Raw genomic sequence first — 18891 nt, 5'->3', positions numbered from 1 at the left:
ATTCCAATCAAAAATCATTAGCCTTTCTTTAAGAAGAAGATAGATAGGGGTCTTAAAAGTATGCAGTCAGAAAAATCTTTCAGTAATATCTGCAAAACTTTAAAAGTCTGAATATCAAGGTTTATTTAATATTCGAAGTAGCTTAGTATAGCCAACTATTGGAATTGTGAGCTGGGGTTTTTTTGTGCCTAATCTATCACTTGGGAAAATTGTATTTACCTGGTTTGATCACTCATTTCTCAATTTCATTCCTTTCTCATGGCTGAAAAAGAAACAACCTATCAACCTGTTGCTGAAAAAGAACGCATGGCCTCCTTGGACATCATGCGGGGATTTGTTCTATGCGGGATTTTAATAATGAATATCAACGGCTTTGGTCTATATGAAGCCTACATGGACCCCACCATAATGGGTGGATTTACAGGGTTGAACAAAGTGACTTGGGTAGTGACCAGTATGTTTTTTGAAGGTACTATGCGGGCTCTTTTTTCTCTTCTTTTTGGTGTGGGAATGTTCATTTTTCTGGAAAGGCTAGAGGCCAAAGGTGCTGGGATAAAAGCAGCGGATATCTATTTCAGAAGATTAATGTGGTTGCTTCTTTTTGGAATTATTCATGGATATCTTTTTTTATGGCCTGGGGAAATCCTCTTCGATTATGCCATTATGGGGTTTTTGGTGTATTCTTTTCGAAAACTCCCACCCAAAAAATTACTTGCCTTCGCCTTCATTCTCTTGTTGATTGGCACCACATGGAATTATTTCGATTATCGTCATGCCAAAAATCTGGTAAATGATGTCCGGGAAATAGAAATTTTAAAAACCGATAATCTTCCCGTACCTGACTCACTCAAAGGTTCAGACAAGGAATGGTCTGCCTATTTGGAAAAAAGAGCTCCTGAATCCATCTCAGAATTTGTAAAAACCCACAATCAGGGATATTTCAGTGTTTTGGGCCTCCTGGCTCCGATCAATATGCAGTTTGAATCCTATTTCTTTTATAGGTACAATGCATGGGACATCTTGAGTATGATGCTGATTGGAATTGCCCTGTTTAAGCTCGGAATTCTTTCAGCGAAGGCAGATCCCAAAGTATACCTTCTCATGGTTGGAGTGGGTTATGGAATTGGTTTTACGGTGAATTATCATGAAGTAAAGCACATCCTCAGTGAAAATTTTTCCTACCTGTCTTTTTACTATGCGGGGATAACCTATGATTTAGGCAGAGTCGCTGTTGCCATGGGACATGTCGGCTCGATTATGCTCTTTGCTCAATCCAAGCCGATAGGATGGTTAATGAGAAAAATCGCTGCCATCGGGCAGATGGCACTGACCAACTATTTTATGCATTCGTTGATATGCATGTTCATTTTTACCGGATTGGGCTGGGGACTATTCGGAAAACTTCAGCGCTTTGAACTGCTCTATGTGGTTTTTTCTATCTGGATGTTCCAATTAATCATCAGTCCGATTTGGCTGAAATACTTCCAGTTTGGCCCCTTGGAATGGCTTTGGAGAAACCTCAGCTATCAAAAAATTCATCCCTTCAAACGGATCAGATCCTAATCATTTATTTCCAACCCATAAAACCCCAAAAACCATGAAAAAGCTTCCTTTAATTCTTGCCCTGGTGATTTTGGCATTTGCATGCCAACAAACCGAACGCTACACGCAAAATTCACCGGAAATCGAATCCATAAAGGCGATGTTTAAAGCCTATGAATCAGGTGATCTCGAGAGTCAAAGACAATACTATGCCCCCAATGCCCAAATTTTTATCAATACTCCTGAAAGTAAACCTGCCACACTGGATGATATCATGAATTCCCAAAAAGAAGAAATGGGAATGTTTTCCAATTACTCCATTTCATTAAATGAGGATGGAATAGAGATGGTCACGACCGACAAAGGAGAAACTTGGGTCAATGTATGGGCAGAATGGACGGGTACGTTGACAGAAACAAACCAGAAATTTGTCGTTCCGGTCCATGAAACCTTTCAATTTGTAGATGGAAAAATAGTCAAAGAATATGGCTACTGGGATAATGGCCCGATCATCCAGGCCTTGATGGAATTGGAACAATCCAAGAAAGCAGCTACAGATTCCACTGCGATCAACTAGTCCACCAAGTTGGAAAAGCCATGGTTAAAAAAATAGCACTTAGCCTAGTAGGGCTAATTCTTATCGTGATTGTTGGACTGCTTGTGTATGTCCAGGTCGCATGGGACAAAGTCTATGACTATCCTTATCCGAATCTGGAAGTCAGTACGGACTCCACTGTCATTGCAAAAGGAAAATACCTTGTTCATGGGCCTGCCCATTGTTCCAATTGTCATGTTTCGAGCATTGAGGAGTATATCCAAGCAGACCTTGGGCAACCGATCCCGCTCAAAGGTGGGGTGGAATTTAAACTCGGTCCTTTGGGTAGCCTCTTTACCAAAAATCTGACTCCTGATCCCCTGACCGGAATCGGGAGATATACGGACGGAGAACTCTTCAGAATGATGCGTCATGCTGTAAAACCTGACGGAACAGCGAGCATGGCTTTGATCATGCCCTTTTGGGATATGGCAGATGAAGATTTGATTGCGATCGTCTCCTATCTCCGAAGTACAGAACCTGTCGAAAACCAAGTCGTGGATAATCAATGGAGTTTTCTTGGAAAAGCCGTACGCGTCTTTGTCCCATCGTTTCACCCGATCGAAAGCCCTAAACCCTTTCCCAGTGCACCACCTATGGAGGCGACCGTAATCAGAGGCGAATATCTGGCCCGATATGTCGCCAACTGTGTTGGATGTCACACCAACCGGGATCTGATGACATTTGAGGCGATCGGACCAGAATATGCCGGAGGGATGGAATTTGAGCCTTGGCCTGAAATGCACGAAGCATTGGGTGAAGATCCCGATTTATGGATGCGCTCGCCCAATATTACTCCTCATCCCAACAGTGCTCTTGCAAAATTTAAGTCGGTAGAAGAATGGAAGGAGCGATTTAGAAAAGGCAGGACAATCACAATTTCTCCGATGCATTGGGGTCCATTTTCCAGAATGTCTGATGAAGATCTGGAAGCCATATATCTCTACTTACATAGTCTGGAACCGGTAGATTATCAAGTTGGGGAGTTGATGTACAAAAAATAAATCCATATTCGGTGTGAATACCAAAAGCCGGCTACGTTGGCCGGCTTTTGAGTATCATTCTATTCCTGGATTTTTTTGAGTCGAAAAGAAATTCCAGGGCATAAAACCAATTTCAGAATTGCTCTCATTCATGTTGGCTAGAGCCCATTGCAACTACCAGAAATAAGAAGGCAGTTCCTACATAATTCAAGCAGAAGTCATTAAGCTCCTCAAACTCTTCCCCGATCAATTCTTCCCATTCTTAAAGCTCTTATCCGGATAAGCCGGCGGGGCTGGAACCGGTCTAGGATCTGCTTTGATCAACTCTTTCAAATGCTCAATGGCAGCATCCAACTGCGCATCTTTTCCTTCGAAAGTCGCCTTGGGTAGATTGATCACCTCGATATCCGGGATAAACCCAACTCCCTCGATCAGCCATTCGACGCCTTCGCCTTGGTCTGTGTCTCCACCGACCAATTTTTCACCATACACCCCATTCATTGGCGCTCTTGCCACACCATTGTCGGTCAGCGTATTCACACCAGAAAGCCACACTTCACCACCCCAAGTACGGGCACCAATCGCTTTGCCCAGGCCCAGTCTGCGGAAGCCTTCGGCAAAAGCCTCCCCATCCGAAGCCGTAAACTCATCCACGAGCAAAACCAAATGTCCGCGATAGGCATACGGCATGTTCCAATACGGTTCTCCGGTTCGGCTCTTCCAATAGAAGAAAACCTCCCGCATCAGCTTTTCCAAAATGAAGGAATCGATATTTCCACCACGATTGTGGCGCACGTCGATGACCAAGCCTTTCTTCTTAAACTGTGGATAAAAATCACGGTACCACTGCCCGATATCCGGAGCAGTCATCGCGCGCAGGTGTACATAGCCGATATCTCCTCCTGACTTTTCCTCGGCCATCAGACGGCGGGTATACTCCCATTCATTGTATCGGAGATTGGACTCGGCAGAAGAGGACATAGGAACGATAATTCGCTCACCTTTGTCTGCACCGGTACTGCTCAGCACTTTGATTCGGGTTTGTTTTCCGGCTTTGTCACGAAGGAGATACAGCAAATCAGGTGCATCCATGACCGAAACCCCGTCGATATGGGTGATCAAGTCTCCTTCAGAAATATTCATATCCGGATGAGCCAAAGGTGACATTTCATCGGGATAGTCCGGATCACTCTGGAAAATATGGTCTATGGTGTAGCCTTTGAGCTTTTCATTTCTGGAAAATCTCGCTCCCAGCATCCCAAACTGAATCTGATCATCGCCATTTCTCAGATCCCCTCCACCTACCGAAGTATGCAAGACGCTAAGTTCACCGATCAACTCTCCCATCACATCCGAAAGCTCCCGACGGGTCGTGACTCGATCCACCAAAGGAAGATACTTTTTGTACATCGCATCCCAGTCTACTCCGTGCATGTTGCGGTCGTAGAAGTAGTCCCGCTCCATTCTCCAGGCATCGGTGTAGATTTGCTTCCAGTCTTCACGGGGGTTAACTGAAAACTTCCATCCAGCGAGATTGAGCTGGTTTTTGGAAAGATCGGATACGGGTGAGGTTCCCAACTCAACCACGTAGTGATTGGATCCCTGTCGGAGCAGGGCATACTTATTATTGCCCGAAGTGACAAAGCTGTTGACCTTATCGGCAAAGACTTTTTGCTCGGCCTTCTCATCTATCGGCGTCATCATCAGAGCGGGATTATCCTCATTGGACGCACCTCCTCCATAATAAATGCCCATTCCCGGTCCCACTCGGTGATAGTAAAGCGCCTTGTCTGTCACTACGAGACTTTTATAATTTCCGGCAGGAATCGGAACCTCACGGACGCGCTCCATCAAGCCCTCCTCCTCGATCGTTACGATGACGGGACCTTCAGATTTTTTCTCTTCGGCGGCTTTAAGTTCGTTTTTGGGTTGGAAAGGAGAAACCAATCCTTTCTTCAAGCCCACCTGATAGATTTTGATCTGCTTTTCCCAGAACGGTTCGGGTTGACGTGTGCCCCAAGGTGATCCGATACGGGATTCAAAATTCCGGTCTGACATGAAATAGATCCACTTACCATCCGGACTCCATTGCGGGTTCATGCTGTTTGTCCGGTCAGAAGTGAGCGGGATTCGCTTGCCTGTTTCAGCATTGAAAATGAACAACTGCATAAAGGTATTGGAAGCCGCCTGTCCGTAAGCCAGCCACTTGCTGTCGGGAGACCAGGACATCGCACCGCTGATATCTTCATCGGATGCATTGGCTTTCACTTTTTTGCCCGTGGCTATATCCTGAATCCAGAGCTCATTATTGAGGTCGTAGTAGGCGAGCTTTTTCCCATCGGGAGAAGGCAAAAGTCCAAATCTGAGTGTTTTACCGTCACTGCTTAACTTTTTTCCCTGATCTAGTCCCAATCCGGAATATTGGTGGATTTCAAACTCCCCACTTTCGTCAGAGAAGGTCAGGATATCTTTTCCGTCCGAAGAAAAAACCGCATCCCGATAGCGAACGCCGTCTTTTTGGCTCAAACGAAGTGCTCTTCCCTGCTTTGTCGGAAAGACAAAAACACGTCCACGAGCAGTCAAAGCCACTTTTTCACCGTCATTGCTGAGAGAGATGTTACTGATATAATTGGCCGGATTATCGATCCAATACTCTCTCAACTGATCAAAATCAGAAGTCAGGCTGACCGCCAATTTCTTCTCCTGAGCACTGGACAAATCGTGCACAAACAAATCTGCCCCGGATCGATACACCAGGTTGGTACCATGAATCGAAAGCTCCCGTACATCAAAGCTAGACTGCTTGGTATGCTGCTTAAGGTCTGAGCCGTTTTCGTTCATGGACCAGACGTTTTGAATACCGTCTCGGGAAGACAGAAAATATATCCGACCATTATGATAAACCGGATGATGGTCTTCTCCTTTGTAATCGTTGGTAAGTTTGATGGCTTCAGCCTGTCCTGAGGTAAATTTCCAAAGTTGCCGGGCCGTGCCTCCTTCATAGCGCTTGGTCACATTATTGTGAAAAGTGGGCCGGACAAAATAGTAAGTATCGCCAGATTGATTGAAACTTCCCTCGGCAGCCATTTCCAGAGGAATGATGATCTTGCTTCCATTTTCAATATTTATTACAACCGTATTGAGACGTGGCAGAGTGGAATACTGATTGGTCACATAGGCGACTTCGGTAGCCGATTTCCAATCGGTCGGAACGGAGGCCGCTGGTTCGTAAGTCAGTCTACGGGGCAATCCTCCGGAGATCGGAATCAAATAGACTTCTGTCGGTCCTTCATAGGTCGCGGCGTAGGCAACCCATTTCCCGTCAGGGGAGATTTTGGGTGAGCTTTCTTCTCCTGCATGCGTAGTCAGTCGGATGGCTTCGCCTCCTGTGAGGGAAGTTTTCCAAAGGTCCCCTTCTGCCACAAAGACGACGGTATTTCCGTGGACATCCGGGTGCATAAAATACCCGTGAGTGGGTTGGCTGATTCCAATCAAGGGGAAAATCAGACTTAGGGTGAGGGCAAAGAGTTTTTTCATAAGTGAAATCTTTGGGTCATTCTGAGAGAGTGGGAAGTTAGGAAAAAATGGAAGTCTATCGCTTTGCTTTTATACCAATAGGACAAACCAAAATTTATTTGGTCAAATAACTTTTTTACAATATTTTACTGGGAAATAGGTGTTTAGCTAACCCAAACCTGAGACAGCTTTTCGCTTTTTTTACAATAACTATAATGTACATGCAAAGCAATTTTTCTGAAAACCACAAAAGCTACCGCTTCATTTATCCCAATCTATCCTTATGACCTTTGGAAATCGATCAGTTTTCGGCACGCTTGGATTTTTGTTTTCACTCGGATTTTTGCTTCTGATTCCAAAAATATCAGAGGGGCAATCTGTTTTTGATGAGATTGGGAGGCTGCCTACTACCATTTTTTCTCCTGAGGAGATGGGGTCTTTTTCCTCAACTTTTTGGACTGCAATCCAAGGTGATGAAGGGCTGATGTATTTAGGTTCTGGAGGTGAACTCTTGGAATACGATGGTGTCACTTGGCGCACAGTAATTCAAAACCCTATTCGAATTCTGGCGAAAGATCCTACTGGCCGTATTTACTATGGGGGTAGGGATTTTGGATATTTGGAGGTTGATTCCAATGGAGAAACTCAAGCCATTTCCCTTCTGAATTTGATTCCTGAAGAACTTCAGGAAAATTTCCAGATTTGGACAATCCATTTTCTGAATAATTCCATTTTCATTCAGACCAATTTTCACGTAATCCGCTTGGAGCTAGAGAAGAATTTTTCACTGAAATCACTCAAATCCTGGCCCGCAGAAAAGTCATTTACCCTGGCTTTCTTAATGGGAGAGGATTACTATGTTTCCCAAAAAGAAAAAGGCCTATATCAGTTGATTGGTGAAGAGATGAAATTGGTTCCAGGCACAGAGATTTTAAGTCAGGATCAAATCAGCATCATGTTACCTTTCATTGAAAATAAGCGTGAGGAATTCCTGATCGGAATGTTTAATACGGGATTCTATCTCCTTAGAGAAGATGGATTAAAAAGGTTTCCAACTCAGGTCGATGGGTTGGTCCAAAAAGGATCTCAATTGTATAGAGCCTCTGTTTACAACGGGAACTATGTTCTTTCTGTCATCGATGGAGGAGTAATAATTATGAATCCTCAGGGCGAAATTCTTAAAAAAATTGACTCCAGTCAGGGGTTGCCCTCTGATTTTATCACCAGTACCTACCAAGACCTTGGAGGTGGATTATGGGTAACTACTGATGACGGTATCGCTCGTGTAGCAATTAATTCTCCTGTTCAGACTTTTGGCAAGGAACATGGGATCAATTCAACGGTTAGATCCATACAAAAAAAGGGAAATGACTTCTTTTTAGGCACGAATAATGGCTTGGTGAAATTTGACTCTGTCTCGAAATCTTTTAAAACTCATTCCAATTTCAACACAGGGCAAATTTTCGATTTAAAATATGACGGGGAAAACTTATTGATAGCAGCTAATACTGCCAAACTACTTCAGAAGGGGAGCCCTGTCCTTCTGGATTTTCCAGAAAATTCTGGTATTGCATATAGTTTTCTGATTCCAAAAAAATCACCAAATCTACTTTATGTCGGAACAGGTACAGGTCTTTTGCTTTATCGGAGGAGTCTAACCAAAGAACCCACTTGGGAATATGAGGGGAAAGTACCGGGAATAGGTAGTGTGGGGGGTTATTTAACAGAGGATAAAGAAGGAAATGTCTTTGTAACAAGCCTTAACGGTGTTTTTCGAATAGATCCAAGTAAGACAGACTTTGCCCATGGAGAATTAGATAAAAGCATCATTAAAGTCCAAGAGATTGACATAAATGGTTCATGGTCTCTGATTAATGGAGATTTTTATTCTTCTTCAAAGGAAGGATGGAAAAAATATTCCAATAAGGAGGGTGAATTTGTACCCGCTGAAGAGTTTCAATTACTTCAAGGTGAAATGATAGATTTGACACAACATCAAAGTGGAATCATATGGATGGAGTCCAAAAATGGCAAAAAGTATATTCTTAAGCGACAGGAGGATGGTACCTATGCCAAGGATGAAACACCAAATTCCATTGCACCCTATTTATCCTATGTGGATTTTATTGATGAGGATAGCATCATGTGGTTTGGTAATCCTAAAGGTCTAATCCGCTACGACCCTAAAAAGGACAATCAGACCGATAAGCAATTTTTCACCCTAATCCGGCGTATCGAAACCAAAACAGATACCATTCCCTTGCCCTTTTACGGTAGAAAACAGGATGTGCCTGCTGTAGAGCGAAAAGAGAATTCCTATCGCTTTGAGTTTGCAGCGCCCTACTTCGAAGACGAAAAGAAAACCAAATACCAAACCTATCTGGAAGGATTTGATTCCGATTGGGTGGATTGGAATGACAACCCCTTCAAGGAATACACCAATCTCTCACCCGGCACTTACACCTTCCATGTACGAGCCTTGGCCCACACGGGAAGAATCAGTGAGGAAGCGGTGTACTCCTTTGTGGTTTTGGCGCCTTGGTATGCCACTTGGTGGGCGTACCTGATCTATGCCTTGCTCATCGGTGCTGCGATTACCGGTATTGTAAAATGGCGTTCCAGAAAGCTTAAAGCCGAAAACCGCCTGTTGGAAGAACGAGTGGCTGAACGAACTACCGAACTGGAAAAATCCATCGCCGACCTTAAAGCTACCCAAGCCCAACTCATCCAATCTGAAAAGATGGCCTCGCTTGGAGAGCTCACCGCCGGCATTGCCCATGAGATTCAGAACCCCCTGAATTTTGTGAATAACTTCTCCGAACTCAGTGTGGAGCTGATTGATGAGATGAATGAGGAAATCGAAAAAGGCGATCTGGAAGAAGTAAAAGCGCTGGCTTCAGACATAAAAGAAAACCTCAACAAAATCTATCATCATGGCAAGCGGGCAGGCTCCATTGTCAGAGGTATGCTGGCTCATAGTCGCAAAAGCTCTACTGAAAAAGAGGAAACGGACATCAACGCACTCGCAGATGAATGCCTGCGTCTTAGCTTCCATGGGTTGCGGGCAAAGGACAAAAGCTTTACGGCTGACTTCAAGACGGATTTTGACGCCAATCTTCCCAAAATCAACGTGGTCTCTCAGGACCTCGGGCGAGTTATCCTGAATATGATCAACAATGCCTTCTATGCCGTGAGGGAAAAGTCAACCCTTCGAAAAGCGCAGGGTGACAGTGAATTTAAACCTGAAGTGATCGTCCAAACACGACAAGAAAATCAAAAAATTACGATCTCGATTCAGGACAATGGCCAAGGAATTCCAGAATCAATCAAAGACAAAATCCTTCAACCCTTCTTCACGACCAAGCCGGCAGGAGAAGGAACCGGACTTGGATTGTCTTTAAGCTACGATATCATCCTAGCTCACGGCGGCGAGTTGATGATTGAGTCTGAAGTAGGAAAAGGCACCAAATTCACCATTATCCTTCCTTATTAATAGGCTCAACGTCCCATTTCTGGTTTTAACCCTTTAAAAATCAATGTTAACGGGTAGGATTTTTCATTCTATATTCTCAACTTGAGACAATAGAAGTTGACACTAAACCCTTTCAAACCATGAAAAATAACCGACGCGATTTTTTACAAAAAATCGGACTGGGAACTGCCGGGTTGGCAGCGGTTCCTTTTACAGGAAATGCGCACTCCAAGTCAAGCCCAAAACCCGAAGCAGATGACGATCAGATTCTCCATATCGGAGACGATATTGCGATAGCAAATACGGTCTATGGAAAGATCCGTGGCTATCAGCTCAACGGAGTCTATACTTTTCTGGGTGTGCCCTATGGCGCTGACACTGCCGGCAAAAACCGATTTATGCCTCCTCAAAAACCTGAAAAATGGGAAGGTATAAAAGACACTATTTGGTGGGGAAATACCGCTCCACAGATCATGGATCGCCGATATGCGGCAGTTCATTATTCATTCGCAGACCATTGGAACTACGACGATGTCTCTGAAGATTGCCTGAAACTTAATGTGTGGACCAATGCAATAGCCGATGGCAAAAAGCGTCCGGTGCTCGTGTGGCTGCACGGAGGAGGATTTACAAATGGGAACGGAATCGAGCAGGATGGCTACCACGGCGAAAATTTTGCCAAAAGGAAGGATGTGGTTTTTGTCTCCATCAACCACCGCCTTGGACCGATCGGATTTACAGACCTCTCAGGAGTAGGAGGGGCAAAGTATGCATCCTCCGGAAACGTCAGCCAACTGGACATCATTGCCTCTCTGGAATGGGTAAGGGATAATATCGCCAATTTCGGCGGAGATCCGGGTAATGTCACCATCATGGGTCAATCAGGTGGGGGAGCCAAAGTCACCTGCACCATGTCCATGCCGGCAGCCAAAGGTATTGTCCACAAAGGAGTAGCCCTCAGTGGAAGCATGCTGCGGGCGAATGATCAGGAATACAGTAGAAAACTAGGTCAATATGTCCTCGAGACTGCAGGGCTGAATCCCAGCGAGGTCGACAAACTTCAGGATATTCCCTGGAGAGAATACCTCGATATAGCCAACAAAGCGCTGGACCGAATGCGAAAAGAAAATCCACAACCGGGATTCCGAGGAGGTTTCGGCCCGGTCGCAGATGGAGTCCATGTGCCCAAAGGAGAGTTTTTCTCCAATCCCAATGATCACACCGCCGATATGCCGCTGATGATCTGCACGACTTTTCACGAATGGGGTGCGACCCGTACCAATCCACAATTGGACAATGCCGGAGAAGGGGAAATTATCGAAGCCATGAAACAGCGGTTTGGAGACAAAGCAGGTGAAGTCTATCAGGCTTATGCGGTCAATTTCCCAGGGAAAAAACCAGCCGAAATCATGACCCTCGCCGCTTCCAATCGGGCAAATGCAGTCGCCTGCGGCAATGCCAAAGCCAAACAAAATGCGCCCGTATATATGGCTTGGTTTGGCTGGGAACCCAATCTGTATAACGGCCGGATGAGAGCATTCCACTGCATCGATATTTGTTTTTGGTATGACAATACGGATCGGATGTACACTCACACTGGTGGAGGCAAACGACCCAGATTACTCTCTGAGAAAATGTCAGCTTCGCTTTTGGCTTTTATGAAAACAGGAAATCCCAACGCAGGAACTTTACCGAACTGGCCCAAATTCACGGCAGAAAAAGGTGAGACTATGATCCTCAATGATTCCTGTGAAGTAAAAAATGATCCGGATCGAGCCGCAAGAGCTGCCTTGCCCCAGGCTTAACACTTGGTAGACTTGAGCACAAAGACTTGGATTTATCGGAAAGTTTAGGCTTTTTGATATCCAAGTCTTTTTTATCACGTCAATATGAAACATATCAATTGGATAATCCTCATCCTGGGATTCATCGTAGGTGCCATAGGCTATTGGACGGCGGATTTTTCGGAAGAAAAAGCGCTGTACGAATCCGTATTTTACATCAAGGCTCCCGGAGCGTTTATCGCGGTTTTAATTGCCGGATTACTGCGAAAGAAAGAACCCGCTCAAAACGCACTTCGGGTCACTTTTGGAGTGATGTTGGGAATGCTTTCGCGGATTCTATTTGACATGACCCTAGACCCGAGCTCGCACAACCTATTTCCTTTTGAGTTGATGATTGGTTTAGTCATCGTGATGCCCGCAGCTTTTGTCGGTTCTTACCTGATTTATGGGGTATTTTTCTTGGCTGGAAAAAATTAAATTTTTCCAATTCCACGAAGAAAAAGTCCTTTCACTCCAAGGATTCCCTTAACTTTTGCCTCCAAACTTTTGAACTATGACTGACTTCAGAAACTATAAAGTCCCTTATGAACCAGCGCCGGAATACGCCAAATCGGTCGCTTATTTCTCTATGGAATTTGCCATACACCAACCGCTGAAAATCTACAGTGGAGGATTGGGATTCCTCTCCGGATCTCATTTGCGGAGTGCCTATGAGTTGAAGCAAAACCTCATCGGCATCGGGATACTCTGGAAATATGGCTATTATGATCAAGGCCGAAATCAGGACCAAACCCTCAAGCCTGAATGGTATGAAAAAACCTACAGCTTTTTGGTAGATACCGGAATCAAATTTACCGTTCCCGTCCACAATCAGCCGGTATGGGTCAAAGCATGGTATTTGCCGCCGGATACCTTCAAATCTGCTCCTTTGTTTTTGCTGAGCACGGATTTGCCCGAAAATGACTACCTCAGTCAAACGATCACCCACAAGCTCTATGACTCTGATACGGCCGCCAAAATCGCCCAAATGATGATTTTAGGATTGGGTGGGGCCAAATTGATCGATGAGCTCAACTTTAACCCCGAGGTCTACCACCTCAATGAAGCCCATGCGGTAAGCAGTGTGTTTTACCTGATGAAGAAATTTGGCAGTAAAGAGGAGGTTAAAAAACGACTGGTTTTCACCACACATACTCCGGAGGAAGCAGGTAATGAGAAACATGATTTCTACCTCTGTGATAAGATGAGTTATTTTTACGGGTACAGCATTTCCGAGATCAAACAGTTGACCGGGATGGAGGGAAATTTATTTAACCATAGCTTGGCTGCCCTTCGGTTTGCCAAAGAGTCCAATGGGGTGAGCAAACTTCATGGGGAAGTAAGCCGGAAAATGTGGGAAGGCTATCCTGATATTCCGGAAATTCAATCCATCACCAACGCGCAAAATTGGAAGTATTGGGCGGATAAGCAGCTTTATCGATTCATGGAGGAAGCCGACAATGAGGGCTTTGACGACCGAAAGCGCTATCTGAAAAAAAGAGCCTTTGAAATTGTGGCTGACCAAACTGGAAAAATCTTTGATCCGGATGTGTTGACTATTGTCTGGGCAAGACGGTTTGCAGCCTATAAGCGTCCAGACCTGATTGCCCAAGATTTGGAAAAATTCGAAGCCTTGCTGTCCGATTCGCAGCACCCGATTCAGATCATTTGGGCAGGTAAACCTTATCCGATGGATTATGGAGCGATTTCAGTATTCAATTCTCTGGTTCACCTAAGCAAGCGCTTTAAAAATGTGGCTGTTTGTGTAGGATATGAACTGACCCTTAGCAAGCGGCTGAAACAAGCCTCCGATGTATGGCTCAACAATCCAAGAGTACCCAGGGAAGCTTCGGGTACCTCAGGCATGACTGCTTCCATGAACGGATCTGTCAATTTCAGCACTTTTGACGGTTGGATTTGCGAGTTTGCCCGACATGGTGAAAATTGCTTCATTGTCCCTCAGGCAGACTATCATCATCTCAGCATTCAAGACCAAGACGAGCATGATCTTCGCCATTTGTATGAAATCCTAAAAGGAGAAATTTTGCCGCTTTACTACAGCAACAAAAGAAAATGGAGAGATATAGTCCAGGCCGGAATGCACGATGTCCGATATGAATTTGAAAGCAATCGGATGGCAAGCGAGTACTACCAACTGATGTATAAATAATTTGGTGATACGCTTTTTTGCCAGTCGAGGAATTACTCTGTGATAGTGGGTCGGATGCTTCGAACTTCCCGACTCTTCTCGGCAAGGTGCTCAGCACAGGCGGCTGAAGATGCACAAAAACTTGTCGTAATCTTGATCTTCAAATAGTTAAGATGAGCTACCGGCAAAGTTCCGTATAACCCAAAAAAATAATCAGGGATAAAATCAACTTAAACAGCAGCCCCAAAATTTGGGGCTGTTTTGTTTTCGAAGCTTTTCATAGGGTATTTTTTCTTTTTACCTTTTTAAAATTATCCCCAAAACCCCAGCCCATGTCTTCTTTTGACTTTATAATCGTAGGCGCCGGTTCGGCAGGATGTGTTCTTGCAAACCGACTAAGCGAGAGCGGGAAGTTTTCCGTTTTGCTATTGGAAGCAGGCGGTCCGGATAAAAAATGTGAAATCGGTGTCCCTGCCGGATACGGTAAGCTTCATCGTTCGGAAGTAGATTGGGGATTTTGGACCGAGCCGCAGGAGTTTGTGAATCACCGACGTCTCTATCTTCCAAGGGGAAAGACCTTGGGAGGCTCCAGTTCTACCAATGCGATGGCTTATGTGCGAGGCAATCGGACAGATTTTGATGAGTGGGAAAAGTGGGGAAATGAAGGTTGGGGGTATGATTCCGTTTTGCCCTATTTCAAAAAGTCAGAGAACCATGCCGACCTTAATGATTCCTACCACGGAAAAACTGGACCCCTCCACGTCGAATTTGCCAAAAGCTTTCGGACTCCCTATGCAAGTGCTTTTGTCGAGGCCTGTACCCAATCAGGCATTCCCGCCAATCCCGATTACAATGGAGAAAGGCAAGACGGAGCCGGATTTTTTCAGTTTACCATCAAAAACGGAACAAGACAAAGCTGCGCAAAAGCCTTTCTAAACCCTGCGCTTTCGAGAAAAAACCTGCATGTCTTAACCCACACTAGCGTAAAGAAAATTCTGATCCAAAGGGATCGGGCTATCGGTGTAGAATTTTTTACCGGTAAGAATTCCTGCCAAACAGTTATTGCAACCCAAGAAGTCATTCTCTCTGCGGGCGCATTTCACTCTCCACAACTCCTGATGCTCTCCGGAATCGGAGAGCCGGAAGAGTTGAAAAAACACGGAATTGACTTGGTGAAAGCTCTTCCCGGAGTGGGCAAAAACCTTCAAGACCATTTGTTTTTCCCGGTTTCCGCTCATTCCAAGACCCAAGAAGGATTTAATCATCATCTCAAACCCTGGAATCAGGTAAAGAATCTGGTTCAATACCTGCTCACCCATAAAGGGGTGATGACTTGCAGTCCGTTGGAAGCTGTGGCTTTTTACTCCACCCAGCCCAACCAACCGGTGGATTTTCAGCTGCATTTTTCTCCGATCCAAGCCGGAAATGATATCAACACAGACATGTATAATCTGGACACGTATCCCCGGGTGGATGGATTTACCATTTTGCCGAGTTTGCTGAAGCCCAAAAGCATCGGGTATGTAGGCATCCGTTCCAATCAAGGTTTGGAAGCTCCTATCATTCAGCCTAATTTTCTTTCCAGAGAGGAGGATTTGATCGCCTTAATCCAAGGTGCGAAAAAAGCCTTGGAGATTTTTTCTCAAGAGGGGTTCAAACCACATTTAAAAGAATTGATCTGTCCATTGGATTCATCCGAGGTAGGACTTGCCAATCACATCCGGCAACGTGTCGAAACGATCTATCATCCGGTCGGTACCTGCAAGATGGGAAATGATCCTGATGCTGTGGTCAATTCCAAGCTTCAGGTAATTGGAATAGAAGGTCTGCGGGTCGCCGATGCATCCATCATGCCTAAAATTGTGGCAGGAAACACGAATGCGGCCGTGATCATGATTGGAGAAAAAGCCTCAGATCTGATATTGGGAACAGCTTCTTAAGGAAATGTGATGGTAAATCGAGTTCCCTGATTGACTTGACTTTCGACGTCTATCTTTCCGCCCAATCCTGTGATGTGATGGTAGACCAGGTAAAGCCCGATTCCTTTGCTTTCGGAATGTCCATGAAAAGACTGATTGATCCTAAACAGTTTATGGCCCATTTTATCCAAATCCATTCCCAAGCCATTATCCTCCACAATTAACTGAACCCCATTTTGTACAATTTGTGATCGGATATGAATCTGTGGAGGAACTCCTGGTTTAGAATAACGAATCGAATTGGTAATCAGATTTAAGAAAATACTCTCCAGGTAGGGGCCGTTGAATTCTACCTGAGGTGCCCTCGAAAAGTCTGTTTGAATTGATGCTTGGGATGATACGATCAAGGTTTTGATCGAATCCAGCACCTGATCAACCGAGGATTGGAAATAAATCTTCTCGATAGCGGTTTCTTTTTCGTGCCTTTCTTTAAGGACATCCACATATTTATTAAGTGTATCCGAAAGCTTTCTCCCCGAGTTTCGCAATAAAAGGATCAGTTCTAAGGTGTCCTGATCCTCAATTTTATTGACATCCAGCAAGTCAAACGCCAACAATAAATTATTGACCGGGGCACGGAGATCATGGGATGTGGAAAAAGTCAGCTGCTTCAGTTCCTGATTGAGTAGGCTCAATTGAGAAAGTAAGGAATTTCGTTGCTCTTCAATTTCCTTTTTGTGCGTGATATTTTTTGCGATCGCAAAAACAACTTGTTGACTGTCTACCGGCATCGAAGTCCATGAAAGCCACACCGTCTCTCCAGACTTGGTTAAGTATCTATTTTCAAAATTCAAGAGAGGTTTAGACTGATGCAGCTGTTCTCTAACTTTGGCTGTCGTAAATTTATCCTCAGGGTGTACAAAATCATTGATCGGGCGACTATACAACTCCTCCATGGAGTATCCTAAAACCTTAGCGACGGAAGTGTTGATTTTTTTAAAATAGCCATCGTATCCTGCGATGCAAAACAAGTCGGCAGTCAGCTCAAAGAAAAGCTCGTAATCGAATTTGGGTGAATTCATAGGTCTGGTTAAGCCCTAAGATACGGTCAAGAATGACTTATTGGATCAATCTTTTGACGAAGTTAACCAAATACAAGAAAAGAGATTTATTTGATCCGATAGACTTTCCCTTCCGTTTTGCTCATGATATACACCTTTTTATCGGAATCAATTCCAAACTTCAAATCCACTCGATCATGATTTACCAAGGTCTTCATGGAAATTTCCTTTCCTCCAAAAGTCACGCCCCATGACTGGGTAACAGGACTGGAAGATTCATTCAGATCCACAAAAAACAATCTTCCGGAAGGCACATCTCCAAAGACAAATTTCCCTTTCAACAGCCCTTCTGAAACCATATATCCGCCGATCACCGCCACCGTCTCGTCATGCTCCAGCTGGATCAGTGGATAAGTTACCCCAATCTTGGCATCATCGGCAGGTAAAGGATAAAGCGTTCGGAAACTTCCGAAGGGATTGATCACGAAAGTACCTTCACGTATCGGCCAACCATAAAATTTGCCCGGCTCGATGCGGTTGATTTCCTCAATGCTGTGCTGACCGATATCGGTGGCATGGAGATTTCCTTTGTCATCCCAAAAGACTCGGTTGGGATTGCGGAATCCATAAGCAACAACTTCTCCCGCCAATCCGGACTTTCCGGCAAATGGGTTGATTTTGGGAATGCCATATTTTCCATTTTTGCCGTCAGTCCCCGCTGGATCTATTCTCAAAATACTGCTGTAAATTCCCTTTCCCTGATGATTGGAGATGGCGGCAAATCGCTTTTCTGCCGTACCTCCATCTCCATAGCCGATGTAGAGCAGTCCAAAATCAGCATCTCCTTTTTGGGCATGGGGATTAAAGGTCAGCTCCTGCATGCCATGGGCTTGGGAAGCATTGTCAATCCGGAGGATTTCCCGGTCGGTCCCTTTGAAGATTTTGGCCCTGGGATCTTCTGCTTTCCACTCGGTGAGCACCCACTGCATAAATACGCTCAAGCTATCGGTGTAGCCAAAGTCCGAGGGCGCTGTGCCACCCGGCTCAGTATGGGAAGTATAGAAAAGACCATTTTTTTCAAACTCAGGATGAAAAGCAAAACTTCCTACTCCTGTCGCCCAACCGGGTTTGCTGACCATGGCAGGTCGTTTTTCTTTCAGATTGAGGAAAAGTACCGGCTTTTGATTTTCAATTTCGTAAAGACCGATTCGCTGATCGTTGATAAACAGCCGCGGGGTACCTGGAATGGGTTCCATCTTGGTCATTTTGGCCAAAGGCGGAACGGTGTCCGAGGCAGGAAGTTGGGTGAAAAGTTCGAGTTCTAACCGAATACCGGAATCTTGAACTCGCTCGGGAATCAGATTGGATGTGGTATCGCCACTGATCGGAATCGGCAGCGTCTCAAAGGTATGCATGTAACTCAGCAATGCGTCGATGTCCTGATCACTCAAAGCAGGAAAGCCCGGCATTTGGGTTTTGTACTTGGCCAAAAGCTCAACGGCTCGAGGATCTTTGGCATCGATCGCCGCCCCAGGGTTTTTGATAAAATCACGGATCCATTGGGTCTCGACCTGTCGGGTAAGACCACTCAGATTGGGCCCGATGGCATCCTCGTTGAAGTTGTGACAGGTGGAGCATTGCTGCTCAAAAAGAGTTTTTCCCTTCAGGATTTGACTGGCGTCGGAGGAAATCTCGGATCCAAAATCATTTTTTTCGGATTGACAGGCAAAAAGAACCAAACCAAGGAAGGCGACAAGTATTTCTGGCTTTTTCATCCCCACTAAATTGCTGGATTCTTTCCTCGGAAAAAATACAAAAGGTGAATTCAGTT

The 18891-nt window shown here is 44.9% G+C and carries 11 protein-coding genes; 8 read left to right on the top strand and 3 right to left on the bottom strand.

Going from position 1 to position 18891, the window contains the following annotated elements; all coding sequences use genetic code 11:
- Positions 1 to 258 precede the first annotated feature (258 nt).
- The 3 genes from CLV31_RS03460 to CLV31_RS03450 are packed head-to-tail and all read left to right on the top strand — an operon-like array spanning position 259 to position 3141.
- Entirely contained in the window at positions 259 to 1563 is a 1305-nt protein-coding gene (locus CLV31_RS03460; RefSeq protein WP_245943311.1) for a DUF418 domain-containing protein, read from the top strand.
- A 34-nt stretch (positions 1564 to 1597) separates the two neighbouring features.
- A complete protein-coding gene (locus tag CLV31_RS03455) occupies positions 1598 to 2119 on the top strand; it encodes a nuclear transport factor 2 family protein (RefSeq protein WP_111391479.1) in 522 nt (173 codons plus the stop codon).
- Positions 2120 to 2139: 20 nt separating this feature from the next.
- A complete protein-coding gene (locus tag CLV31_RS03450; protein ID WP_111391478.1) occupies positions 2140 to 3141 on the top strand; it encodes a cytochrome C in 1002 nt (333 codons plus the stop codon).
- A gap of 225 nt (positions 3142 to 3366) precedes the next feature.
- Here CLV31_RS03450 and CLV31_RS03445 read toward each other — a convergent pair whose 3' ends face one another.
- Positions 3367 to 6657, bottom strand: coding sequence for a S41 family peptidase (locus CLV31_RS03445; protein ID WP_111391477.1), 3291 nt, complete (start codon positions 6655 to 6657; stop codon positions 3367 to 3369).
- Positions 6658 to 6919: 262 nt separating this feature from the next.
- Between CLV31_RS03445 and CLV31_RS22010 the strand changes: the two genes are divergently transcribed.
- The 5 genes from CLV31_RS22010 (at position 6920) to CLV31_RS03420 (ending at position 16020) form a co-directional block, all read left to right on the top strand.
- On the top strand, positions 6920 to 10129 hold the full coding sequence (locus CLV31_RS22010; protein ID WP_111391476.1) for an ATP-binding protein: 3210 nt from the start codon (positions 6920 to 6922) through the stop codon (positions 10127 to 10129).
- A gap of 119 nt (positions 10130 to 10248) precedes the next feature.
- Positions 10249 to 11913: a carboxylesterase/lipase family protein gene (locus tag CLV31_RS03435; protein ID WP_111391475.1), complete on the top strand. Its 1665-nt coding sequence runs from the start codon at positions 10249 to 10251 to the stop codon at positions 11911 to 11913.
- An 84-nt stretch (positions 11914 to 11997) separates the two neighbouring features.
- Positions 11998 to 12369: a hypothetical protein gene (locus tag CLV31_RS03430; RefSeq protein WP_111391474.1), complete on the top strand. Its 372-nt coding sequence runs from the start codon at positions 11998 to 12000 to the stop codon at positions 12367 to 12369.
- A 76-nt stretch (positions 12370 to 12445) separates the two neighbouring features.
- The gene (gene glgP, locus CLV31_RS03425) at positions 12446 to 14101 is read left to right on the top strand and encodes an alpha-glucan family phosphorylase (protein WP_111391473.1); all 1656 of its coding nucleotides are present in this window, start codon (positions 12446 to 12448) and stop codon (positions 14099 to 14101) included.
- Between the two features lie 311 nt (positions 14102 to 14412).
- A complete protein-coding gene (locus CLV31_RS03420) occupies positions 14413 to 16020 on the top strand; it encodes a GMC family oxidoreductase (protein WP_111391472.1) in 1608 nt (535 codons plus the stop codon).
- On the opposite strand, the gene CLV31_RS03415 is transcribed toward CLV31_RS03420, so the two are convergent.
- Together CLV31_RS03415 and CLV31_RS03410 are read right to left on the bottom strand one after the other, a co-directional pair.
- Complete coding sequence (locus tag CLV31_RS03415; RefSeq protein WP_111391471.1) at positions 16017 to 17081, bottom strand: PAS domain-containing sensor histidine kinase; 1065 nt, start codon at positions 17079 to 17081, stop codon at positions 16017 to 16019. The two genes, CLV31_RS03420 and CLV31_RS03415, sit on opposite strands and share 4 nt — an antisense overlap.
- An 86-nt stretch (positions 17082 to 17167) precedes the next feature.
- Entirely contained in the window at positions 17168 to 18835 is a 1668-nt protein-coding gene (locus tag CLV31_RS03410; RefSeq protein ID WP_111391470.1) for a PQQ-dependent sugar dehydrogenase, read from the bottom strand.
- Positions 18836 to 18891: the final 56 nt, after the last annotated feature.

Source organism: Algoriphagus aquaeductus, from assembly GCF_003253485.1.
Classification (GTDB): Bacteria; Bacteroidota; Bacteroidia; order Cytophagales; family Cyclobacteriaceae; genus Algoriphagus; species Algoriphagus aquaeductus.
This window is presented reverse-complemented; position numbering and strand designations above follow the sequence as displayed.